Origin of the sequence: Pseudomonas sp. zfem005, from assembly GCF_032621735.1 — a bacterium.
GTDB classification, from domain to species: domain Bacteria; phylum Pseudomonadota; class Gammaproteobacteria; order Pseudomonadales; family Pseudomonadaceae; genus Metapseudomonas; species Metapseudomonas solani.
This window is the reverse complement of sequence record NZ_JAVYJE010000004.1, coordinates 288,650-312,185: the sequence shown is the minus strand read 5'-3', so window position 1 is coordinate 312,185 and position 23,536 is coordinate 288,650. Positions and strand designations below refer to the sequence as shown.

Here is a 23,536-nt window from a genome sequence, read left to right as displayed (position 1 = left end):
GCGATGCATCCAATCGACGATCCCTTCGGCGGGCCGCCCGCCGGTGGTGGCAGCGGCGGCAACGGTAACGGCAACAACGACCGCACCATGATCATGCCGCGCCCCGGTGGCCGTGCCCCGGACCCGGCCGCGCCGCGCTACGACGCGCCCACGCCGCCGCCTGCGGGCCCGGCGCCCACCGGCCCGATGCTCACCGCGCGCGGCCAGGGCCTCAACCCCCTGGAAGCCGCCGCCGGGCCGATGCTGGCCTTGCTCACCCGCCTGCGCAACACCATCGCCCACCCGATGCCCGCCAGCCTGCGCGCGCAACTGCTGGGCTACCTGCGCCAGTTCGAAGAGAAGGCCCGTGCCGCCGGCATCGCCCAGGACGAGGTCATGCTCAGCCGCTACGTGCTCTGCACCGCGCTGGACGAAGCCGTGCTCAGCACCCCCTGGGGCAGCGGCAGCGACTGGAGCAAGCAGAGCCTGCTGATCACCCTGCACAACGAAGCCTGGGGTGGCGAGAAGGTCTTCCAGCTGCTCGACCATTGCCTGCAGAACCCGCGCCAGCGCCTCAACCTGCTGGAGCTCCTGTACCTGTGCATCAGCCTTGGTTTCGAAGGCCGCTACCGGGTGATGAACGATGGCCGCAGCCAGCTCGAGGCCCTGCGCGAGCGCGTGGCCGGCACCATCCGCAGTACCCACGGCGAGATCGAACGCGAGCTGTCGCCGCACTGGCGCGGCCTGGTGGTGGCGCGTGATCGCCTGCGCCAGTTCCTGCCGCCCTGGGTGGCCGTGGCCATCGGCGCCGCGCTGCTCCTGGCGCTGCTGTTCGGCATGCGCCTGAAGCTGGCCGCCGAAGCCGAGCCGGTGTTCAAGAACCTGCATGCCCTGGGCGACGTCCCGGTGCAGACCATCGACCGCCCGCCGCAACAGCCGAAGATCGTCGAGCGCCCGCGCCTGGCCGGCTTCCTCGCCGAGGAGATCCGCCAGCAGAAGGTCGCGGTGGAAGACGCCGTCGACCGTTCGGTGGTGACCATTCGTGGCGACCAGCTGTTCGCCTCCGGCAGCGCCACCATCGCCGACGACTTCCAGCCCCTGCTGCTGCGCATCGCCGAGGCGATCCGCAAGGTGAAGGGCAATGTGCTGGTTACCGGCCACAGCGACAACCGGCCCATCGCCACGCTGCGCTACCCGTCCAACTGGAAGCTGTCCCAGGACCGCGCCCAGCAGGTGATGGACGTGCTCGCGGCCAAGAGCGGCCAACCCGAGCGCTTCCGCGCCGAGGGTCGCAGCGACACCGAGCCGGTCGCATCCAATGACACCGCCGACGGCCGTTCGCGCAACCGTCGGGTGGAGATCACAGTCTTTGCGGAGGGCGTCGAGTGAAGGCGTTTTTCAGTTTCCTCGCCCGCTGGGTGATACCGGTGCTGGGCCTGATCGCCCTCAGCCTGGTGATCTGGTTCGTCGGCCCGCTGATCGCCATCGGCGACGTCGAGCCCCTGGCTTCGGCCACCGTGCGCTGGGTGCTCATCGGCCTGCTGTTCGCGGTGTGGATCGGCTGGCGCGTGCTGCGCATCATCCAGGCCCGTCGCAACGCCGCCAAGGTGATGCAGGGCCTGGTCGCCGTGGCACCGGATGCCGCCAGCGTGGCCACCAGCGAAGAGCTGGCCACCCTCAAGCAGCGCATGGACGAAGCCCTGGTCCTGCTCAAGCGCGCCAAGCTCGGCGGTAGCGAGCGGCGCAACCTCTACGAGCTGCCCTGGTACGTGATCATCGGCCCGCCGGGTTCGGGCAAGACCACCGCGCTGGTCAACTCCGGCCTCAACTTCCCCCTTGCCGAGCAGATGGGCAGCGGCGCCATCCGTGGCGTCGGCGGCACCCGCAACTGCGATTGGTGGTTCACCGACGAAGCCGTGCTGCTCGACACCGCCGGCCGCTACACCACCCAGGACAGCCACGCCCAGGTGGACAAGGCTGCCTGGCTGGGCTTCCTCGACCTGCTGAAGAACCAGCGCAAGCGCCGCCCCATCGACGGTGCCTTCGTGGCCATCAGCCTGTCCGACCTGCTGCTGGGCAGCGAGACCGAGCGTGCCGCCCACGCCCGCGCCATCCGCGCCCGGGTGCAGGAGCTCTACGCTCAGCTCGGCGTGCGCTTCCCCATCTACGTGATGCTCACCAAGCTCGACCTGGTGCCGGGCTTCATGGAGTTCTTCGACTCGCTGAGCAAGGAAGACCGCGCCCAGGTCTGGGGCATGACCTTCGCCCTCGACGACGGCAAGAGCGCCGAAGGCCCGCTGTCGGTGTTCGGCAATGAGTTCGCCCTGCTCGAACAGCGCCTCAACGACCGCCTGGTGGAACGCCTGCAACAGGAACGCGACCCCGCGCGGCGCGACCTGATCTACGGCTTCCCGCAGCAGTTCGCGGCCCTGCGCGATGCGCTGTCCACCTTCCTCGACGGCGTGTTCAAGCCCAACCCCTATGAAGAGCGCGCGCTGCTGCGTGGCGTCTACTTCACCAGCGGCACCCAGGAAGGCAGCCCCATCGACCGCCTGATCGGCGCCATGGCGCAGAGCATGAACCTCGACCGCCAGCACCTGGCCCGCCAGACCGGCACCGGGCGCAGCTACTTCATCGAGCGCCTGTTCCGCGAAGTGGCCTTCGGCGAGCGCGGCCTGGTGGGGGCCAACCCCAAGGTCGAGCGCCAGCGCAAATGGATGGCCCGTGGCGTGCTCGCCGCGACGGCGATCCTGGTCCTGGGCATCGCCGCCATCTGGTTCGCCAGCTTCAGTGCCAACCGCAGCTACATCGCCGCCGTCGACGGCCGGGTCAAGCCGCTGCACGGTGAACTCCAGGGCCTCAGCCCGGCACAACGCGACGTGCTCGCGGTGCTGCCGCTGCTCAATGCCATCCGCAACGTGTCCGGCGATGCGCCGAGCTGGGCGGAAGGCTACGGCCTCTACCAGGGCGACATGCTCGGTGCCGAAGGCGCCAGCGTGTACCGCAAGCTGCTGATCGCGGTGATGGCGCCGCGGGTCATGGCCCGCATCGAGGAACAGCTGCGCAGCGGCGGCTCCTCGGACTTCCTCTACGAGGGCCTGAAGGCCTACCTGATGCTCGCCGACCCGGAACACTACGACGGCGACTTCATCAAGGCCTGGGTGGCGCTGGACTGGGACCGCAGCCTGCCGCGCGACCTGGTGCCCGAACAGCGCCAGGCGCTCAACGAGCACCTGGCCGCGCTCTACGACCGCGCGCCGCCGGCCGTGCGCCTGGACGACAACCTGGTGCAGGACACCCGTCGCCAGCTGCAGCAGCTGTCCATCGCCCAGCGCGTGTACGACCGCGTCAAGCGCCAGAAGCTGCCCCAGGGCCTGCCGGACTTCCGCATCAGCGAAGCCGCCGGCCGCGACGCCGCCCTGGTGTTCTCGCGCAAGAGCGGCAAGCCGCTCAACGATCCGCTGTCGGGCTTCTTCACCCAGCGGGGCTACCGCGAAGTGTTCATGGTCTCCAGCCTGAGCCAGTCCGGCACCCTGGCCGAGGAGCAATGGGTACTCGGCCGCACCATGGACGACACCCAGGACGCCGCCAGCCTGGCCCTGGAAGTGCGCCAGCTGTACTTCCAGGACTACCTGCGCCAATGGGATGCGCTGCTGGCCGATATCGACTTCGTCGCCATCACCAGCACCGCCCAGGCCGCCGACGTGCTGCGCGTGCTGTCCGGCCCGCAGTCGCCGCTGAAGAAGCTGCTCGAAGCGGTGGCCAAGGAAACCGACCTGCAGAAGGAAGAACGCCTGGCCGCCGAGAAGCTCAAGGGCACCAGCGACACCGTCGGCAAGCTCAAGGATCGCCTCGGCTCCCTGGTGGGGCAGGGCGACGACGCCCCGCAACAGCAGCAGGCGCCGAGCGAGGACCCGATTACCGCGCACTTCGCCGAGCTCAACAGCCTGGTGGCCAAGAACGACAACGAACCGGCGGCCATCGACGGCCTGCTGGCGGACATGAACGCCCTCTACGTGCAGATCAGCGCCATGAGCGGTGCCAGCGGCGACGCCCTGCTGGGTGAAGCGAAGAACCAGGCCCAGGCCGCCGCCCAGCGCGTCAGCCTCGGTGCCGAGCGCCAGCCGCCGCTGGTCCAGGGGCTGGTCAAGTCCGTGGTCAGCGCCACCACCAGCACCATGATGGGCGGCATCCGCAACCAGCTGAACGCCGCCTGGACGGCCGAAGTGGTCAACGTCTACCGCCAGTCCCTGGCCGGCCGCTACCCGCTGGATCGCAACAGCACCCGCGATGCCACCCTGGACGACTTCGGCGCCTTCTTCGGCGTCGGCGGGGTGATGGACAGCTACTTCCGCAAATACCTGCAGCCCTACGTCGACACCTCCGCCACCACCTGGCGCTGGCAGCCGGGCGCGGCGGAGAAGCTCGGCATCGGCTCCGGCGTGCTGGGCACCTTCCAGCGTGCCGCGCAGATCCGCGACGCCTTCTTCCGCTCCGGCAACACCACGCCCATGGTGCGCTTCGAGCTGAAGGCGGTGGCCATGGACGCTGCCATCGACCAGTTCCAGCTCGACCTGGACGGCCAGCAGTTCAGCTATGACCACGGCCCCAGCCGGCCGGTGGCCATGCAGTGGCCGAGCCCCAACAGCCTGGGCGTGGTGCGCCTGACCATCTCGCCGCCGTCCTCCAGCGGCCGTTCGGCCATCACCATGGAAGGCCCCTGGGCCTGGTTCCGCCTGCTCGACCAGTCGGACCTGACCCAAGGCAACGCGCCGGACCGCTTCACCCTGCGCATGCGCGTGGACAACGCCAGCATCTCCAGCGAGCTGCGCGCCAGCAGTGCCTTCAACCCGTTCCGCAGCCGTGTGGTCAGCGGCTTCGGCCTGCCGGAGCGCCTATGACGACGGCGGGCTTCTACGGCAAGCTCGCCGGCCGCGGCGACTTCATTCATCGCGGCCTGCCACCGGCCTTCATCGAGGCCTGGGACCAATGGCTGGCCGCCGGCATGGCGCAGAGCCAGGCCGAGCTGGGCGCTGCCTGGCTGGATGCCTACCTGGTCAGCCCGTTGTGGCGGTTCGCGATCGCGCCCAACCTGCTGGGCGGGGACGCCGTGGTCGGCGTGGTGATGCCCAGCATCGACCGGGTCGGCCGCTACTTCCCGCTGGCCATCGCCGTGCTGCTGGACGAGCGCACCAACCTCGGTGCCATCGTCGGCGGCGCCGATGACTGGTTCGACCGTGCCGAAGCCTTGCTGCTATCCACCCTTGAGCCGGAGGCGGATTTCGACGCCTTCGAAGCCGGGGTGCAGGGGCTGGGGTCGCCGCTGGTGACCACGCGCCATGACGCGCGGCTCAGCGAGGTGGGGGCGTTGCGTTACGCGGTGCAGGGCGGCGAGTCGCGACAGGCGGTACTGGCGCAGATCGCCAGCGACGGCTGCAGTTTCTGGTGGGGGCATGGTTCAGAGCGTGTCGCGGCCGAGCTGGTGAGATTCCAGGGCTTGCCGCCGACGCGGTATTTCAGCCGCTTCCTGGTGGGCGAGGGCGCCGTAGAGCAGCCCGCCGGCATCGGGCAGATCGATTTCGGGAGCCTGTGATGCCACTGCCTCCGGTTGCGCAATACCGCTCGGCCAGCCACAGCCACGTCGGCATGGTCCGCCAGGTCAATGAAGACGCCTGCCTGGATGCCGGCGACAACGGCCTCTGGGTGGTCGCCGACGGCATGGGCGGCCACGCCGCCGGTGACTACGTCAGCAACCTGATCGTCGATACCCTTCGCGGCGTGCAATACGGCGACGGGCTCGATGCCTATGTCGACGCCTTGCGCGCGGCGCTGATACACGTCAACACCCTGGTCCGTGCGGAGACCCAGCATCGCGGGGTGAGCACCATGGGCAGCACGGTGGTGCTGCTGGCCGCGCGGGGCAGCGAGGGCACCTGCCTGTGGGCCGGTGACAGCCGCCTTTATCGCCTGCGCGAGGGCAAGCTGGAACCCATCAGCCGCGACCACAGCTACGTGCAGGAACTGGTGGACAGCCACCTGCTCAGCGAGGCCGAGGCGAAGGTGCATCCCATGGCCAATATCGTCACCCGTGCGGTGGGGGTCCAGGATGACCTGGACGTGGAAGAAACGAGGTTCGTGGTGCTGCCCGGCGACAGCTTCCTGCTGTGCAGCGACGGTCTGAACAAGACCGCCGAAGACCACGAACTGTGTGAAGTGCTGGGCCACGAGGACCCCTATCAGGTGGTCCGCAGCCTGGTGCATCTGGGCTTGACCCGGGGCGCGCCGGACAACATCACGGCGGTAGTCGTCAAAGCATCCTGAAAAAGAAAAAAAGACCAGCATGGACATAGAAATTCCGGGGTATGAAATCGAGCGCGAGCTGGGCGACGGCGCGATGGCCGTGGTCTACCTGGCCACCCAGCGTTCGCTGGAGCGCAAGGTCGCGCTGAAGGTGATGGCCGCGGCGCTCGCCGCCGACGCCAGCTTCTGCGAACGCTTCCTGCGCGAGGGCAAGACCCTGGCGCGGCTGTCGCATCCGCACACCGTCACCATCCACGACATCGGCAACGTCGGCAGCCTGTACTACATGGCCATGGAGTACCTGCCCAACGGCACGCTGAAGGAGCGCATCAACGCCGGCCTCAGCCCCGAGCAGGGCCTGGTCTGGCTGCGCCAGATCGCCTCCGCGCTGGGCTACGCCCACGCCCAGGGCCTGGTGCACCGTGACGTCAAGCCGGCCAACATCCTGTTCCGCGCCGACGGCGGCGCGGTGCTCTCGGACTTCGGCATCGCCAAGGCGCTGGACGACCGCACCCAGTTCACCCAGGCCGGCTTCGCCGTCGGCACCCCCAGCTACATGAGCCCCGAGCAGGCGCGCGGCCTGGAAATCGACGGCCGCGCCGACCTCTACGCCCTGGGCGTGGTGCTCTATGAAATCCTCACCGGCAAGCTGCCCTATGTCGGCTCCGACTCGCTGTCCACCGCCCTGGCGCACCTCACCGAGCCGCTGCCGGAGCTGCCCATCGCCCAGGGTCGCTACCAGGAGATCCTCACCCGCCTGTTGGCCAAGGACCCCAAGGACCGCTACCCGGACGCCGCCGCGCTGATCGCCGCCCTCGACCGCCTGCCGACGCTGCCCGCAGCGGCCCCGGCGGACGACGACGGCGCCACCCAGTTCCGCCCCCTCGGCCTGCCGCCGACCCCGCCCGCCGCGCCGACGGGCAGCGGTATGACCGGGCTGACCCCGGTCTCGGTGACCATGCCCCCCCTCGACGCCCCCGCGCCGCCGACCCAGGTGCCGCCACCGGCGACACCCCCGGCCACGCCGCCCAAGAAGGGCAAGCGCGCCTCGGTGCTGGACACCGAACTCAGCGCCGCTGCCGCCCAGCCCTCCAGCGGCCCCAACCGCGCACCGCTGATCGCCGCCGCCGGCCTGGCCGTGCTCGGCCTCGCCGGCATCGGCGGCGGTGCCTACTGGTGGCTGAACCAGTCGCCGGCCAAGCCCGACACGGCCCAGGTCGACGCTGGCCAGGTCGATGGCGGTGCCAGCGGCACCACCGGCGGCGAAGGCGACAAGCCGGCAGACAGCGGTTCCAGCGCCGACTCCAAGCCCGTGGGCAACCAGGACGGCGGCAGCCGGCCGTTGATCATGGCCGGCAAGAAAACCCTTTTCGAGCGCGTGCTGAGCAAGCCCGGTGCGCGCTTTGCCAGCGCCGCCGGCGCCCAGGCCGACGGTGCGCCGGTGCCGGCGTTCTCGGTGTTCTACGTGTACGCGCGCAAGGTCGTGGGCGGCACGCCCTGGGTGGAAGTGGGCGCCTCCAGCGATGGCCACCGCGATGGCTGGCTGCCCCTGGACAAGCTCAGCGACTGGAAGCAGAGCCTGGTGCTGAAGTTCACCGAACGTTCCGGCCGCTCGCCGGTGATGTTCCTGCGTGACCCGGACCAGGTCGAGCTGTTCCTCGCCGACTCCAGCAAGGCACGCAACGCCGTGCACCAGGCCCAGTTCGGTGACAGCACCGACCCGGAGATCGTCGCCATCGAGCCGGCCGCCAGCGCCATCCCCCAGGACCAGTTCTACCTGCTGCCGATCTTCGATTCCCGCGAGAGCTTCGACGCCAGCGGCCAGCCGGTGCAGCTGCTCAACGTCGCCTCCATCGACCCGGGCGACACGCCCCAGGTGAAGGGCGAGGGCAGCGCGCCGGCGGCGAAGACCGATGCCTTCCGTACCGCCATCGTGCTGGTGGTGGACACTTCGGTGTCCATGCAGCCCTACATCGACCGCGTGCGCGACGTGGTGCACGAGTTGCACAACCAGATCGCCGCCCGGGGCGAGCTGGACAGCGTCAGCTTCGGCATGGTCGGTTTCCGCAGCAACACCGACAAGACGCCGGGCCTGGAGTACACCGCCAAGACCCTGGTGAGCCTGGACGAGGGACGCAATCCGGACCAGTTCCTGCAACTGGCGCAACAGGTCAAGGCCACCAACGTCTCCAGCCACGACTTCAACGAGGACGCCTTCGCCGGTGTCATGGAAGCGGTCGACGGCATGGACTGGAGCGGCTACGGCGGGCGCCTGATCCTGCTGGTCAGCGATGCCGGCGCGATCCGCAAGAACGACCCCCTGGGCCGTACCCAGATGAACGAGGCCGAGGTCCGCGAGGCGGCGCTGCGCAAGCAGATCAAGATCTACGCCCTGCACCTGAAGACCGACGCAGGGAAGAAGAACCACGGCTTCGCCGAGCAGCAGTACCGCAGCCTCACCGCCGATGCCAACCCGCAGATCGGCGACCTGTACATCCCGGTGGCCGGCGGCGACGTGAAGAAGTTCGGCGACAGCATCGGCGAGATCGGCAGCGTCTTCGCCGACCTGGTGCACAAGGTGCGCAGCGACGCACCGCTGGAGGCGCCGGTGGCGGGCAACAGCATCGCCGCCAAGACCGCCGCCATCGGCTACGCCATGCACATGGACTTCCTCGGCCACAAGTCCCAGGCCCGTGCGCCGCAGCTGGTGACCGCCTGGACCTCCGACCGCGACCTGACCAACCCGCAGCTGCCGGCCTTCCAGGTCTGCGTGCTGCTGACCAAGCTGCAGCTCAACGACCTGCAGCAGTCGCTGAAGGTGATCGTCGACGCCGCGCGCCGCACCCAGAGCTCGCCCAAGGACTTCTTCCAGGAGATCGCCAGCGCCAGTGCACACATGGCCCGCGACCCCTCGAAACTGGCCCGTGGCAGCAACCTGGCGCAGAGCGGCATCCTCGGCGAGTACCTGGAAGGGCTGCCGTACCGCAGCAAGTCGCTGAACATGAACCAGGATCTGTGGCTGTCGCTGTCGGTGGCCGAGCAGGAGGACTTCATCGACGAGCTGGACTCGAAGATCCGCCTCTACGAAACCTTCCACAACGACACCGCCAACTGGGTGCGCTTCGGCGACGCGGCGCCCGGTGACGCCCTCTACCGCGTGCCGCTGTCGACGCTGCCCTGATGCTCAGGCTTCGCGACCTGCGCAAGACGCGGGGGCAGGGCGCCCAGCGCTACAGCCTGGAAATCCCCAGGCTGGACCTGCGCGCCGGGCAACGCCTGGCTCTGGTCGGCCCCAGCGGCAGTGGCAAGAGCACGGTGCTCGACCTGCTCGCATTGATCCTCTCGCCGGATGCCGGCGGGGTGATGGAATGCGAGCTGGACGGCCGCGTGCGCGATGTCACCGCGCTCTGGCGGCAGGGTCGCAACGACGAACTGGCGGCCCTGCGCGGCCGTGGCATCGGCTACGTGCTGCAGACCGGCGGCCTGCTGGGTTATCTCGATGTGGCCGGCAACATCGGCCTGTCCCGCGCACTACTGGGCATGCCCGACGACGACACGGTGCGCCACCTGGCGACCCACCTGGAAATCGCCGACCAGCTCGGCAAGCGGCCATCGGCGCTCTCGGTGGGGCAACGCCAGCGCGTCGGCATCGCCCGCGCCCTGGCCCACCGCCCGCGGCTGCTGCTGGCCGACGAGCCCACCGCGTCCCTCGACCCGATCAACGCTGAGCGGGTGATGCAGCTGCTGGTGGAACAGGCCCGCGCCCATGACCTGTGCCTGGTGGTGGCGACCCACGACCAGGCCCTGGCCGCCCGCGCCGGCCTCACCCCCTTGCCCCTGGCGCTGCAACGCGGCGTCGACGGCGGCGTCACCGCCACCCTGGCGGAGGCCGGCTGATGCGCAAGGGGCTGCTCGCCACGCTGGCCTGGCACGACTACCGCAACGAGGCGCGGCTCTCGGCCTGTGCGGTGCTCGCGCTGGTGGCCGTGGTGGCGCCGCTGCTGGTGCTCTTCGGCCTCAAGCACGGCCTGGTCAGCACCCTGACCGAGCGCCTGGAGCGCGACCCCGCCGTGCGCGAGGTGATCCCCCTGGGCGGTGCCCGCTACAACCTGGACAGCATCGCCGAGCTGGCCGCGCGCCCCGAAGTGGCCTTCGTGGTGCCGCGTACCCGGCAGATCGCCGCCACCGTCGACCTGCACGCCGACGGCGGCAGCCAGCCACTGACCGTGGAGATGGTGCCCACCGCCGAAGGCGACCCCCTGGTGCCGGCCGAGCAGCTGCCCCGGGGCAGCGGTGAGGTGGTGCTCAGCCAGCGCGCCGCCGAGCGCCTGGGCGTGAAGGTGGGCGATGAACTCACCGCTGCCTTCGGCCGCTCGGTTTCCGGCACCCCCGAATACCAGCGCACCCGCGTGAAGGTGAAGGCGGTGCTGCCCCTGGAAGTCTTCCAGCGCCAGGCCCTGTTCGCCCGCCTGGACCTGCTGGAAGCGGTGGAAGACTACCGCGACGGCCTGGCCGTGGAACGCTTCGGCTGGCCGGGTCGCGAAGCCGCCGGCACACGGGCGCGGGTCTACCCCGGCTTCCGCCTCTATGCCCGCGACCTGGATGCGGTGGAAACCCTGCGCCTGCACTTCGCCGGACACGACCAGGAAGTCGCCACCCAGGCCGAAGCCATCGCCCAGGTGCGTTCATTGAGCCGCAACCTCACCCTGGTGTTCTGGATCATCGCCGGGCTGGCCCTGGCCGGTGCCTTCGCCGCCATGGCCGCCAGCACCCTGGCAGCGGTGGAGCGCAAGCGCCGCGAACTCTCGGTGCTGCGCCTGCTGGGCTTCTCCACCGCCGCGCTGGTCGGCTTCGTGGTGCTGCAGGCGCTCTACACCGGCACCTTCAGCCTGGCCCTGGCGGGTGTGCTGTACCTCGCCGCCGAGACCGGGCTCAACCACTTGTTCCAGTCGGCGGCGGGCGAATCCGCCTGCCGTCTGCTGTTCTCCCATTACCTGCTGGCGTTGCTAGCGACCCTGGCCTGCAGCGCATTGGCTGCGGCCACCGGTGGCTGGCGTGCGGCCCGAATCGAAGCTTCGGAAGGATTACGTGATGTTTAAGTTGCTGACAGTCGCATTCTCACTGTCCCTGGCGGTGGCCTCGGCGCACGCCGACCCGGACCCGCTGTACAACCCCAAGCCGCTGCCGGACGACGTCAGCCTGCCGCTGCCCTGCGACGGCGAGATGGTGTTCCGCTACGTCTACGTGCTGGCCAAGGGCACCCTGGACGACCGCGAAGTGAGCCTCGGCTACCCCTTCAGCGAGAGCGAGACCGGCTACCAGCAGTCGTTCATCTCCGGTTATCGGCGCGACTACATCAACGGCCAGTTCACCCTGTCGGACCTGTCCAAGGACTGGCAGGGCAAGCTTTCCGGCAGCCTGCCGAAGCCGGAGAAGGGCACGCCGCTGAAGCCGATGCTGTACTTCGTCGGCAAGTACGAGGTGACCCAGCGCCAGTACGACCTGGTGATGGCCCAGGCGGCCTCCCTGGCCGGCCAGGGCGAGGCGCCGGCCTGCGAGCCGGCACCGGCGGGCATGGCTTCGCGCCTGCCCAAGGTCAAGCTGTCGCGCTTCGAGGCCGAGCGCTTTGGCGCGGTGTACAGCGCCTGGCTGCTGAAGAACCACCGCGACCTGCTGCCCATCAGCGGGCGTGGCAGCAAGGCCGAGGACGGCGGAGTCGGTTTCGTGCGCCTGCCCACCGAAGTGGAATGGGAGTTCGCCGCCCGTGGCGCCCATGCGGTGAGCCGCCAGGAGCTGGAAGCACGGCTGTTCCCACGCAAGCAGGAAGGCGCCGAGGGTGACGGCCCGCTGGGCGACTGGGCGGTGTACAACCAGGTCGCCGGTGGCACCGGCCAGGCCGCGCGCCTGCTGCCCATCGGCTTGAAGAAGCCCAACCCCATCGGCCTGTTCGATGTCATCGGCAACGCCGCCGAGATGGTCCAGGAGTCCTTCCAGCTGGTGCATGCCGGGCGTCGGCAGGGCACCTACGGCGGCTTCGTGGTCAAGGGCGGCAACTACCTGGAAGGGGAGATGACCCTGTTCACCGGCATGCGCCGCGAGTACCCGCTGTTCGCCGCCGACGGCACTGAGCAGCAGAACGAGACCACCGGCTTCCGCGTCGCCATCGGCGCGCTGTCGGCGCCGCGCTCGCGCTACAAGGACCTGTTCGAACAATGGAAGGCCGAGGGCCGCGCCTCCTCGCTCACCGATGAGATCGCCGACGACCAGGACCCGACCCAACTGCTCGACAGCATCATCGCCGGCAGCACCGACACCGAGTTGCAAGGGCGCCTGGCGCTGGTCAACGAGGAGCTCAAGCGCAACATTTCGCTGATCGCCAAGCAGCGCGAAGAGGCTGCGGGCAACCTGATCCAGTCTGCCGCCCTGGTGGCCGAGACCATCAACAACTACAACATCCGCCTGACCAACCTGAAGAAGAGCCGTGACCAGGCGAAGACCGCCAAGGACGAAGCCTCGGTCAAGCTCTACGAGAGTGCGATGGCCAACGGTAAAACGGCACTCGACGGCGCCGTGGCGATCTATATTGACAACCTGGCGACCGGTACTCGCTATACCGATGCGGTGATCCAGGCGCAGTTCCAGCGGACCAAGGAAGAACTCAACCGCAACCCGGTGCTGGGCAAGAGTCTCGTGACGCGCGCCACGCTTTTCGTCAAGCATGTGGGCGAGTATCGTCAGCAGCGCAGGGCGGACCCGGAAGCGATTCTGAAAGAACTGCTCGGCCCCTGAGGCCACGCTACAAGGACGGCGTTTTAGGTGGCTTCCGTGAAGCCTTAATGGATTGGCAAGCCACTGAGAAGCGTAAGCGAGGCCGCCAGCGCAAGGCGAAAGCAGGTGAGAAAGCGGAGTCTACGAGCTGTAGATGAGCATTTCGAGACTGTTTTCAACGCTGCGATGGCAACGCAGATAGCTTCTCAGCGGCTTGTTAGACACACTCAAGAACGAGAGCATCGACCATGGCAACCCCACGTAACATTCCCGCATTTTCCGCAGTACGCACCGCACTGTTCACCGCCGTCACCTGCACCAGCGTGCTGCTCACCGGCTGCGCCGGTATGGGCTCCCCCAGCTCCAAGGTCGCGGCCAGCACCAAGGCCGAGTACTACCCGCAGTGCTACCAGCCGGTCAGCCAGCTGCGTGCCTCCGACCAGGCGATGACCCAGTCGGTCGCCACCGGTGCCATCGCCGGCGGCGTGATCGGCGCCCTGGCGGGCGGCCTTTCCGGCGGTGACCACGCCGGCCGCAACGCGCTGATCGGCGCAGCGGGCGGTGCCCTGGTAGGCGGCGCAGCGGGTTACTACAGCGCCCGTCAGCAGCAGATCGCCGACGACAACGCGCGCATTGCCTCCTACGCCAGCGACATCGATCGCAGCAGCGGCGAGATCGACCGCAGCATCCAGTACGCCAGCGCCGCGCAGAACTGCTACCAGCGCGAGTTCGCCTCGCTGCAGGCCTCGCGCAAGGCCAAGACCGTGAGCGAGACCGAAGGCCGCCTGCGCCTGGCCGAGATCGTCAGCGGGCTGAACGAAACCAACGCCCTGATGGCGGCCGTCGACGGCCGTGCCGGCGAGAACATCAACACCTACACCCAGGCCTACGAGAAAGACCTGCAGACCGTCGGTGTCGAGCGCAAGGACGTGAGCCAGGTCGTCGCCGCCGAGACGCCGGTCACCCCGGCTACCACCAAGACCACGACCAAGACCAACACCAAGACCACCACGTCCAAGACCACCACGCCGCCGAAGAAGACCACCGCCACTGCCAAGGCCGTGCCGAAGGAAGCGGTGAGCACCGAGCGCACCCTGCAACAGGCCGAAGCCAAGCGCGCCGAAAGCCAGAAAGTCGCCAGCCGTGGCCAGACCATGGTCAGCGATGTGTGCAACAGCCCCGACATGGGTGACTGGGCCCCGGCCAGCTGCGCCTCCAAGGCCTGACCCCTCGGCAGGCCCCTCCAGCCCGCCGCCTGCATCACCCGCCCGTCCGGGCGGGTGATTGCCTTCCAGCGACAACCCTTCCTGTTTTCACCTCGTACCCGAGAGCGATGCTGCGTGCCGCCGGGTGGCCCCTGGACCGTGCCGGGTGGCTCGGGCCTGCTCAGTGGCCCCGTAGCGTGCGGGTGAAGCGCTGGATGGTGTCCACGACCCGCTGGGCCCCCTCCTGGATGCTCTGGATGGCCCGGCCCGCCTCGTTGGCCAGGCGTACACCCTGGTCCACCTTCTCGCAGCTCTCGCGCATGCTGCCGACGGCTTCCTGGGCCAGCTCATGGTTGCGCTTGACCACTTCGACTATCTCCTCGGTGGCCCGTGCGGTGCGTGCCGCGAGGTTGCGCACCTCGTCCGCCACCACCGCGAAGCCACGGCCTTGCTCACCGGCGCGCGCCGCTTCGATGGCGGCGTTGAGGGCCAGCAGGTTGGTCTGGTCGGCGATGCCACGGATGGACTGCACGATGCTGTTGATTACGTCGGACTGCTGGCTCACGGCGCCGATGCGCTCGGCGGCATGGTTCAGCTCCCCGGCGATGCCCTGGACCAGCGCCACGGTGCGATTGACCACTTCTGCGCCACCCTGGGCCTCGGCGTCGGTCTGCTGAGCGGTCTCGTACGCCACGTGGGCCGCTTCGGACTCGGCCTGCTGCTCGAGCACCTCGGTGGTGATGTCGGAGGCGAACTTGACGATCTTGTACAGCTTGCCGCGGGTGTCGAAGACCGGGTTGTAGCTGGCCTCCAGCCAGATGACGCCACCGTGGCTGTTACGCCGTTCGAAGCGACCGCTGACGTACTCGCCCCGGTTCAGGCGCTGCCAGAACTGCTGGTAGCCGGGGTTGCCGGCTTCCTCCCTCGAACAGAAGATCCGATGGTGCTTGCCGACGACATCCTGCGTGCGGTAGCCCGTCACCGCGAGGAAGTTCTCGTTGGCGGCGACCACCTCGCCGGCCGGGTTGAATTCGATGACCGCCATGGAGCGGTTGAGGGCATTGATGATCGCGTCCTCCTCATGTTCGTGCATGAGGTTGGCGCTGATGTCGGTGGCCAGCTTGATCACCTTGGTGACCCGCCCGCTGGCGTCGCGTACCGGGTTGTAGGTGGCCTCCAGCCACACATCGTGCCCCTGCTTGTCCAGCCGCAGGAAACGCTCGCGGATGAATTCGCCCTGGGCCAGTCGCTGCCAGAAGCGCCGGTATTCGGCGCTGTCGGCCAGCGTAGGTTCGCAGAACAGGCGGTGGTGCCGGCCGGAGATCTCGTCCAGGCGGTAGCCCATGGTGCGCAGGAAGTTGTCGTTGGCCGCGACGATGGTGCCGTCGGGCAGGAACTCGATGATGGCCTGGGAGCGGTCCAGCGCGTCGCGCAGGGCGCGTGCCGTGGCCAGTTCATCCTGGCACCTGGCCAGTTCGTTTTTCAGGGCTGCACTGAACAGGATCATTTCACGTCGCTCCAAGGTGGCGTCGGGCGTGTGGGGGGCTACACGCACACCCGGATTCAAAAGGGCCCAGCGGCACCGGCGACGGAGTGGGGAAGTCGCCGACTGCGCATCGCCGGGCCACGAACTCAGGGGCGGTCGCCCCTCAGGATCTGGGCCGGGATCTGCTCCAGGGGGATTTCGCGTCGCACCGCGTCCAGCTTGCGGGCTTCCTTGGGCATGCCGTAGACCACGCAGGTGGCCTCGTCCTGCCCCAGGGTGTAGGCGCCGGCTTCGTACATTTCCCGCAGGCCTCGGGCACCGTCATCGCCCATGCCGGTCATGATGATGCCGGTGGCGTTGGCGCCGGCGGCGCGGGCCGTGGAGCGGAACAGCACGTCCACCGAGGGCTTGTGGCGGGACACCGGTGGCCCGTCGACGATGTCCACCACGTACTGCGCGCCGTTGCGCTTGAGCAGCATGTGGCGGCCACCGGGGGCAATCAGTGCGCGGCCGGGAATCACCCGGTCGCCGTGGCGCGCCTCGCGCACCTCGATCTGGCAGAGGCCGTCCAGCCGTGCGGCGAAGGCAGCGGTGAATTTTTCCGGCATGTGCTGGACGATGACGATCCCCGGGCAGACCCGGGGCAGGGCGGTGAGCACGTATTCCAGGGCCTGGGTGCCGCCGGTGGAGGTGCCCAGGGCGACGATGCGCTCGGTGGTGCGGGTCATGGCGGCCGGCCCGCCGGCCGGCAGGATGGCGTCGGCGCTGAGCTTGGGCGCCACGGCCGGCGTGGCGGACGCGGGGGCGCCGGGCAGGCGCTTGAGGCGTGCCTGTGACGCGGCCTTGATGGCCCCCACCAGCTCCTCGGTGGCCTCGATGAGGAACTGGCGCAGGTTGCCCTGGGGCTTGGTGACGATGGCCACGGCACCGGCGGCCAGGGCCTCCATGGTGGTGGCGGCGCCCTTCTCGGTCAGGGTCGAGCAGATCACCACCGGCGTGGGCCGTTCGGCCATCAGCTTCTTCAGGAAGGAGATGCCGTCCATGCGTGGCATCTCCACGTCCAGCACGATCACGTCCGGCCAGTTGCGGTTCATCCGTTCCAGGGCGAACAGCGGGTCGGCGGCGGCCCCGATCACCTCGATGCCACTGTGGCCGGACAGGCTGCCGGTCAGTACCTGCCGAACGACGGCGGAGTCGTCGACGATCATCACCTTGATCTTGTTCATGGCGAGCAGGCCTCGTAGCGCCGACTGGCAAGTTGTTGCGGGTTGGGGTGGCGGAGCGCGACGTTGCCGCTCCACACGTCGAAGATCAGGTTGCGGTAGCCCTCGCCGCCGACGTGGCGGGCGTGGCAGGCGAGCCCGTGGGCGGCCAGCAGGGCCAGGCCGGCCTCGACATTCTTGTGGCCGATGTGCCGGCGCTCGCGGCTGCCGAACATGTTGCCACCGCCGAACAGACTGACCCGGTAGTCCGTGGCGCGGGTGCCGCTGTCGCGGATCTCCTGCAGCAGCTGGTGCAAGGCTTCGTCGGCGTAGCGCCCGTCCGGTTCGCGGCCCGGGTGACGACAGGTGGGCAGCATGTAGTGGCACATGCCACCCAGCAGCGCCCCGCGGTGCCAGAGCACGATGGAGACGCAGGAGCCCAGCAGGGTGCGCAAGCGGGTGTAGCGGTCGCCGAAATACAACTCGCCCGGCTGCAGGAACACCTCGATGACGCCCTGGGGCTTACGCATGGGGCCTCCGGTAGATCGACGGGCGCACCGATTGCAGCTCGTCGCTGATGCCGTTGAGGCTTTCCGAATGACTGACCAGGAAATAGCCGCCCGGGCGCAGGCGTGCGCAGAGGCGCTGCACCACCTGGCGCTTGGTGTCGGCATCGAAGTAGATCATCACGTTGCGCAGGAAGATCACGTCGAACACGCCCACGTCCGGCAGCGCGTTGTTGAGGTTGATCTGGCGGAACTGCACGCGGCGCTTGAGGGCCGGGTCCAGGGTGAACAGCCCTTCGTTGCGCCCGGTTCCCCGCAGGCAGAAGCGCTGGCGCAGGTTGCCGGGGATGCCTTCGGCGTCTTCCAGCGGGTAGAGCCCGGCCCGGGCCTTGTCGAGGATGCGCGTGCTGATGTCCGAGGCGAGGATCTCCCAGGGGCGGGCGGCGACGGCGTCAGCCAGCAGCAGGGCCAGGGTGTAGGGCTCCTCGCCGCTGGAGCAGGCGGCACTCCAGATGCGCAGCGGGCCGCTGCCGCTGCGCAGCTCGGTGCCCAGCTTCTCGCGCAGGAATTCGAAGTGCTTGGGCTCGCGGAAGAAGTAGGTCTCGTTGGTGGTCAGCAGATCGACGGCGATCTGCAACTCACTCTTGTCCTTCATCAGCAACTGGTAGTAGTCGCCGTAGCAGCCCAGGCCGAAATGGCGCAGGCGCTTGCTGAGCCGGCCGGCGATGAGCTGGCGCTTGGCTTCCGACATGGCGATGCCGGCGATCTCGTGGATCATCCCGCGGAACTGCTGGAACTCGCGGTTGGAGAGGCTGAGATCGGTCATGGTGGGCTCCCGGTCAGGCCGACTGTTGCAGGTCGGCGGTGGTGCCGACGTCGGCCAGGCGCTGCAGATCGTCCAGGGACAGCACCTGGCCGATGTCCAGCAGCACCACCAGGCGGCCGTCGAGCTTGGCCATGCCGTGGATGAAGTCGGTGCGGATGCGGGCGCCGAAGCGGGGGGCCGGTTCGATGTCCTGTGTGCCGATCTCGATCACGGCGTTGACCGCCTCGACGAGGATGCCCATCACCTGGCGCAGGTCGTCGCGTTCCACCTCAAGGATGACGATGCAGCTGCGCCGGCTGATGGCGGTGTTCCCGGCGCCGAGGCGCTGGCGCAGGTCCATGATCGGCACCACGCCACCGCGCAGGTTGATCACCCCCAGCACGCAGGGCGGCATCATCGGCACCGGGGTCAGGTGGCCGTACTCGATGATCTCGCGCACGCTGCGGGTGCCGACGGCGAACACTTCGTCGGCCAGGGTGAAGGTCAGGTACTGCTCGGGCGCATCCGGCTGGGCGGCGTCGCCGGGGCGGCTGAAGACGCTGGACATGCTTCGCTCCTGGGGGCACCGGCAGGTGCCCCGGTCACGGTATCGAAAGGTCGGGTCAGTGCTGGAAGCGGACGAAGCCGGCCGGCACTGCGTCGTCGAAGGCGTCGTCACGGTCCTCCACCACCCTGAGGGAGGCCTTGCGGGCCGCACCGGCCATGCCCTTGGCACTGGCGTCACGACCGGCCTTGCCGGCGCTGGCGACCTTGAAGAAGTCCATCAGCTGTTGCAGCTGCTCGGCCTGGCCGCTCATCTCCTCGGCGGTGGCGGCCAGCTCCTCGGCGGAGGAGGCGGACTGCTGGGTGATCTCGCTGAGCTGGTTCATCGCGGTGTTGATCTGGCTGACGCCTGTGGTCTGCTCTTCCGAGGCGGCGGCGATCTCCTGCACCAGGTCGGAGGTCTTGGCGATGGAGGGCACCATCTGGTCCAGCAGGGTGCCGGCCCGCTCGGCCAGGGAGACGCTGCTCTTGGCCACTTCGCTGATCTCCAGAGCGGCCACCTGGCTGCGTTCGGCCAGCTTGCGCACCTCGGCGGCCACCACCGCGAAGCCCTTGCCGTGTTCGCCGGCGCGGGCAGCCTCGATGGCGGCGTTGAGGGCCAGCAGGTTGGTCTGGTAGGCGATGTCGTCGACGATGCCGATCTTCTCGGCGATGGTCTTCATGGCCGCCACGGTGTCGCGCACGGCCTGGCCGCCTTCGTCGGCTTCACGGGCAGCCTTGCTGGCCATGCCGTCGGTGACCTTGGCGTTCTCGGTGTTCTGCGCGATGGAGGCGGACATCTGCTCCATCGAAGCACTGGTTTCCTCCACCGAGGCAGCCTGTTCCGAGGTGCCCTGGCTCATGCTCTGAGCGGTGGCGGAAATCTGCTCCGAGGCGCTGGTCAGCGAGTCGGCGTTGCTGCGCACCTCGCCGATGATCTGGCTGAGCTTCTCCACCATGGTCTTGATGGCCGCCAGCATGCTGCCGGTGTCGCCGGGCTTGGTCTCGACGGTGGCGGTCAGGTCGCCGGCGGCGATGCGGCTGACCACGTCCACGGCGTAGGCCGGTTCGCCGCCCAGCTGGCGCAGCAGGTTGCGGGTGATCAGGCCACCCAGCAGACCGACTACCAGCAAGGTGATGGCAGACAGCAGCAGGGAGATCAGCGTGGCCTGCTGGCGGGTGGCTTCTGCGCGCAGCCCACCGTCGGTGGCCATCTTGATGTTGTAATCGAGGTGCTTGTTAAGAGCCTGGCGCAGCGTCTCGACGTGGGATTCCTGCAACTGGAGCATGGCATCACGGGCCTGCTCATTCTGATTGGCGCGAGACAGCTTCAGCGCCTCATCCGAGGCTTGCAGGAGTTCAGTGATGGCCTTCCGATCAGCGTCGAGGAGTTGCTGGTCCGCATCATCCACTATCGTTTTCTCGTAGTCGCCCATGGCTGCCTGAATATCAGCCCGGTTGGCTTTTATGGTGACCTCGATCTCCGCCATGGCTTTGTCATCGGTCGTCAGGATGTGGCTGTAGACATGCTGGATCAGCGCGTTGACGGCGTTGCGCATCTTGTTCAAGGCCGTCAGTGATGGCACCGAGTTCTCGTTGGCGAAGTTGGCGGCGGTGTAGACCTGGTTCATTTGCTGGTAGGACACCCCGGCGAGCAGGAGGATGCCGAGCAGGGCGGACATCACCAGGAGGATCATTTTCTTGCTGATGGTCATTTTCAGTACTCCTGTGCGCGTCTGCGCAATCAGACGAGGGACAGTCGGGGGGTGTTGCGCTGGCCGGCCAGCGCGGCGATCTGGTCGACGTTCAGCACCTGCTCCATGCGCAGCAGGGTGAGGAAGCGTTCGTCCACACGGGCGAGGTCTTCGATGTATTCCGGGGGGACGCGGCTGCCGAAGGCGGGGGCCTGGCGCAGGGCGCGCGGCTCGATCTCGGCGACGGCGGTGACGGCGTCCACCAGGGCGCCCATCAGCTGGGCCTCGTCACCGTCCTGCAGCTCGACGATGACGATGCAGGTGCGGGTGCCCAGTTCGGTGCTGCCGAGGCCGAAGCGCTCGGCGAGGTCGATGATCGGCACCACGGCGCCGCGCAGGTTGATCACCCCGCGCACCAGCGGCGGCATCATCGGCACCTGGGTGATGGCGTGGAACTCGAGGATTTCCCGCACGTAGCGGGTGGCAACGCCGAACAGGTCGCGGCCGACCCGGAAGGTCAGGTACTGGCGTTGCTCGTCGTCGACGAATTCCGGCAGGGGCAGGCTGGCGGTACTCATTGCAGGCTACTCCGTTGGCTGAGGGCGGTGCCGCTGGCGCCAGGGCGACCAGGCTGTGCGAACTGGGCGAGCAGGCCGGGGATGTCGAGGATCAGCGCCACCGCGCCGCTGCCGAGGATGGTGAAGCCGGAGAGCGACGGCACCTGGCCGAACACCTTGCCCAGCGGCTTGATGACGGTCTGGAATTCGCCGTGGAGCTGGTCCACCACCAGGCCGGCGCGGACCCCGGCGTAGCTGACCACCACCACGTTCTCCCGGCGCGGGCGCGGGCTGGCTTCCTCGAACAGGTTGCGCAGGCGGATGAAGGGCAGCACGTCGCCGCGCAGGTCCAGCTGGTCGAGGTCGTCCAGGTCGCTGCTGGGCAGCTCGATGCATTCCTCCACCATGTCCAGGGGCACCACGTAGCTGGAGCTGCCGACGCCGATCAGGAAACCGTCGATGATGGCCAGGGTCAGCGGCAGGCGGATGCGTACGCAGGTGCCGGCGCCCAGTCGGCTGTCCAGCTCCACCGTGCCGCGCAGGGCGGTGATGTTGCGCTTGACCACGTCCATGCCGACACCGCGGCCGGAGAGGTTGCTGATCTGCTCGGCGGTGGAGAAGCCGGGCTCGAAGATCAGGTTGAAGGTGTCCTTGTCCGAGAGCTGCTGGCCTTCGGTGACCAGGCCGCGCTGTACGGCCTTGGCGAGGATCTTCTCGGGGTTGAGGCCGCCGCCGTCGTCGCTCACTTCGATGACGATGCCGCCGGCTTCGTGGTAGGCGTTCAGGCGCACCACGCCCTGCAGTGGCTTGCCGCTGGCGCGACGCTGCTCGGCCGGCTCGATGCCGTGGTCCATGGCGTTGCGTACCAGGTGGGTGAGGGGATCACCGATCTTCTCCACCACCGTCTTGTCCAGCTCGGTGTCGCCGCCGCTGATGTGCAGGACGATGTCCTTGCCCAGCTCCTTGGAGACATCGCGCACCACCCGCTGGAAGCGGTTGAAGGTGGCGCCGATCTGCACCATGCGCAGGGTCAGGGCGGAGTCGCGGACTTCCTCCACCAGGCGCGAGAGGGTTTCGGCGGACTCACTCATGTTCACCAGGCCGCAGCCCTGGGCGAGCATGCGGGTGTTGGCGCCGGCGATGATCAGCTCGCCCACCAGGTTGATCAGTTGGTCCAGCTTGCCGGCATCGACGCGGATCAGGTTGGCCTCGCCGCTGGCGCGGGCGGTTTCCTTGAGGGCCTTGCCGACTGCGGCGGTCTCGCCCGGTTCGGCGGCGGCCGGTGCCTCGGGGCTGGAAACGGGCTGGGCTTCGTTGGCCGGCGGGGTATCGAGGCTGGCCAGTTCGGCCTCGCTCAGGGTGCCGCAACGCAGCAGGCGCTGGCGCTGGGCGTCGCCTTCGTCGGTCTGTTCGGCCAGCAGCTCGGCGTAGCGGGCGAAGGGGGCGCCGGGCGGCAGGATGCGGATGCGGCCCTCTTCGCGGACGAAGTCGAAGGCGCCTTCGATCACCGCCTGGTCGGCTTCGGTGGTGAAGGCCACTTCCAGGCCCAGGTAGCAGGCTTCGGGGTCTAGGGCGTCGAAGGTGGGCAGGTGATCGAGTACCGGCTCGATGTGCAGCAGGTCGCCGAAGGTCGCCAGGTAGCGCAGGAATGAGACCGGGTCCATGCCATCGCGCAGGCTGTCGGCACCGAAGCGCAGGGACAGGTGCCAGTGCTGGCTGGCGACGCCTTCGCTGGGCGCGGCTGCGCATTCGGAGGGCGCTTCGGTAGCGGCGGCCGGGGTGCCGTTCAGGTACTGGCTGAGGCGTTGCACCAGTTCGGCTTCGTGGATGCCCATGACCTCCGGCAGCTCGGCCAGGTCGCGGCCCTCGGCGAGGTGGTCCACCAGGCCGACCAGGTGGTCGCCCACCAGCAGCATCAGGGCGCTGAGGTCGGCACCGAACGGCAGCTCGCCGGCACGGACGCGGTCCAGCACGCTTTCGGCCACGTGGGTGAAGGCGACGATGGAGTCGAAGCCGAACAGCCCGGAGGAGCCCTTGATGGTGTGGGCGGCGCGGAAGATGGCGTTGATCAGTTCGGGATCGTCCGGCGATTGCTCGATCTGCAGCAGGGCGTCTTCCATCTGCTGCAGCAGCTCCCGGCTTTCGGCGATGAAGGTGCCGATCACGCTGTCGAGGTTCATCAGTGCAGCCCTCCGATGGGGAGCAGGTCACGCAGGCCACTCAGTTGCAGGATCTCGGTCATGGCCGGGCTGGCCCCTTCGAGGCTGAGGTGGACGTGCTGGCGGCGGGCTTCCTGGCAGGCCGCCAGCAGCAGCTGCAGGCCGGCGCAATCCACTTCCTCGATGGCGCTGAGGTCCAGGTGCAGGTCCACGGCCCCTTGCAGGGCGTTGGCCAGCAGCAGCTTGGTGTCGGCGGCGGTGTAGATGGTCAGCGCGCTGTCCAGGGCCAGGCGGCGGCTGCCATCGAGGGATTCAAGGGTGCTCATGGCGGT

The 23,536-nt window shown here is 68.5% G+C and carries 18 protein-coding genes; 9 read left to right on the top strand and 9 right to left on the bottom strand.

Annotation, left to right across the window (positions count from 1 at the left end):
• Nucleotides 1–3 precede the first annotated feature (3 nt).
• The 9 genes from RTW82_RS10990 (at nucleotide 4) to tagQ (ending at nucleotide 14,273) form a co-directional block, all read left to right on the top strand.
• Complete coding sequence (locus RTW82_RS10990) at nucleotides 4–1,368, top strand: DotU family type VI secretion system protein (RefSeq protein WP_271657768.1); 1,365 nt, start codon at nucleotides 4–6, stop codon at nucleotides 1,366–1,368.
• Nucleotides 1,365–4,880, top strand: a complete 3,516-nt coding sequence (gene tssM / locus RTW82_RS10985) for a type VI secretion system membrane subunit TssM (protein ID WP_184490499.1) — start codon at nucleotides 1,365–1,367, stop codon at nucleotides 4,878–4,880. Before RTW82_RS10990 ends, tssM begins: the two co-directional genes overlap by 4 nt.
• Entirely contained in the window at nucleotides 4,877–5,572 is a 696-nt protein-coding gene (gene tagF, locus RTW82_RS10980) for a type VI secretion system-associated protein TagF (RefSeq protein WP_043247245.1), read from the top strand. Before tssM ends, tagF begins: the two co-directional genes overlap by 4 nt.
• Complete coding sequence (locus tag RTW82_RS10975) at nucleotides 5,572–6,300, top strand: PP2C family protein-serine/threonine phosphatase (RefSeq protein ID WP_021217498.1); 729 nt, start codon at nucleotides 5,572–5,574, stop codon at nucleotides 6,298–6,300. Before tagF ends, RTW82_RS10975 begins: the two co-directional genes overlap by 1 nt.
• A 19-nt stretch (nucleotides 6,301–6,319) precedes the next feature.
• Nucleotides 6,320–9,460: a serine/threonine-protein kinase gene (locus RTW82_RS10970; protein WP_316925101.1), complete on the top strand. Its 3,141-nt coding sequence runs from the start codon at nucleotides 6,320–6,322 to the stop codon at nucleotides 9,458–9,460.
• Nucleotides 9,460–10,176: an ABC transporter ATP-binding protein gene (locus tag RTW82_RS10965; RefSeq protein ID WP_184490496.1), complete on the top strand. Its 717-nt coding sequence runs from the start codon at nucleotides 9,460–9,462 to the stop codon at nucleotides 10,174–10,176. The genes RTW82_RS10970 and RTW82_RS10965 overlap by 1 nt, the downstream gene beginning before the upstream one ends.
• Nucleotides 10,176–11,378, top strand: coding sequence for an FtsX-like permease family protein (locus RTW82_RS10960; protein ID WP_316925100.1), 1,203 nt, complete (start codon nucleotides 10,176–10,178; stop codon nucleotides 11,376–11,378). The genes RTW82_RS10965 and RTW82_RS10960 overlap by 1 nt, the downstream gene beginning before the upstream one ends.
• Nucleotides 11,371–13,068, top strand: a complete 1,698-nt coding sequence (locus RTW82_RS10955; protein WP_043246451.1) for a formylglycine-generating enzyme family protein — start codon at nucleotides 11,371–11,373, stop codon at nucleotides 13,066–13,068. The genes RTW82_RS10960 and RTW82_RS10955 overlap by 8 nt, the downstream gene beginning before the upstream one ends.
• Before the next feature lie 227 nt (nucleotides 13,069–13,295).
• Nucleotides 13,296–14,273, top strand: coding sequence for a type VI secretion system-associated lipoprotein TagQ (gene tagQ / locus RTW82_RS10950; RefSeq protein ID WP_021217493.1), 978 nt, complete (start codon nucleotides 13,296–13,298; stop codon nucleotides 14,271–14,273).
• 160 nt (nucleotides 14,274–14,433) lie between these two features.
• On the opposite strand, the gene RTW82_RS10945 is transcribed toward tagQ, so the two are convergent.
• The 9 genes from RTW82_RS10945 to RTW82_RS10905 form a co-directional block, all read right to left on the bottom strand.
• The gene (locus tag RTW82_RS10945) at nucleotides 14,434–15,759 is read right to left on the bottom strand and encodes a methyl-accepting chemotaxis protein (protein WP_081711649.1); all 1,326 of its coding nucleotides are present in this window, start codon (nucleotides 15,757–15,759) and stop codon (nucleotides 14,434–14,436) included.
• A 125-nt stretch (nucleotides 15,760–15,884) separates the two neighbouring features.
• Nucleotides 15,885–16,964: a chemotaxis response regulator protein-glutamate methylesterase gene (locus RTW82_RS10940; protein WP_271657763.1), complete on the bottom strand. Its 1,080-nt coding sequence runs from the start codon at nucleotides 16,962–16,964 to the stop codon at nucleotides 15,885–15,887.
• Nucleotides 16,961–17,470 carry a chemotaxis protein CheD gene (locus RTW82_RS10935; protein WP_316925099.1) on the bottom strand — a complete coding sequence of 170 codons (510 nt, stop codon included), beginning with the start codon at nucleotides 17,468–17,470 and terminating at the stop codon, nucleotides 16,961–16,963. Before RTW82_RS10935 ends, RTW82_RS10940 begins: the two co-directional genes overlap by 4 nt.
• Nucleotides 17,463–18,272 carry a CheR family methyltransferase gene (locus RTW82_RS10930; protein WP_021217489.1) on the bottom strand — a complete coding sequence of 270 codons (810 nt, stop codon included), beginning with the start codon at nucleotides 18,270–18,272 and terminating at the stop codon, nucleotides 17,463–17,465. The genes RTW82_RS10935 and RTW82_RS10930 overlap by 8 nt, the downstream gene beginning before the upstream one ends.
• A 13-nt stretch (nucleotides 18,273–18,285) precedes the next feature.
• Nucleotides 18,286–18,819, bottom strand: coding sequence for a chemotaxis protein CheW (locus RTW82_RS10925; RefSeq protein WP_316925098.1), 534 nt, complete (start codon nucleotides 18,817–18,819; stop codon nucleotides 18,286–18,288).
• A gap of 55 nt (nucleotides 18,820–18,874) precedes the next feature.
• Nucleotides 18,875–20,509, bottom strand: coding sequence for a methyl-accepting chemotaxis protein (locus RTW82_RS10920; protein WP_316925097.1), 1,635 nt, complete (start codon nucleotides 20,507–20,509; stop codon nucleotides 18,875–18,877).
• A gap of 29 nt (nucleotides 20,510–20,538) precedes the next feature.
• Complete coding sequence (locus tag RTW82_RS10915; RefSeq protein ID WP_021217486.1) at nucleotides 20,539–21,066, bottom strand: chemotaxis protein CheW; 528 nt, start codon at nucleotides 21,064–21,066, stop codon at nucleotides 20,539–20,541.
• Nucleotides 21,063–23,225, bottom strand: coding sequence for a chemotaxis protein CheA (locus tag RTW82_RS10910; RefSeq protein ID WP_316925096.1), 2,163 nt, complete (start codon nucleotides 23,223–23,225; stop codon nucleotides 21,063–21,065). The genes RTW82_RS10915 and RTW82_RS10910 overlap by 4 nt, the downstream gene beginning before the upstream one ends.
• The gene (locus tag RTW82_RS10905) at nucleotides 23,225–23,530 is read right to left on the bottom strand and encodes a lipid asymmetry maintenance protein MlaB (protein ID WP_111264209.1); all 306 of its coding nucleotides are present in this window, start codon (nucleotides 23,528–23,530) and stop codon (nucleotides 23,225–23,227) included. The genes RTW82_RS10910 and RTW82_RS10905 overlap by 1 nt, the downstream gene beginning before the upstream one ends.
• Nucleotides 23,531–23,536 lie beyond the last annotated feature (6 nt).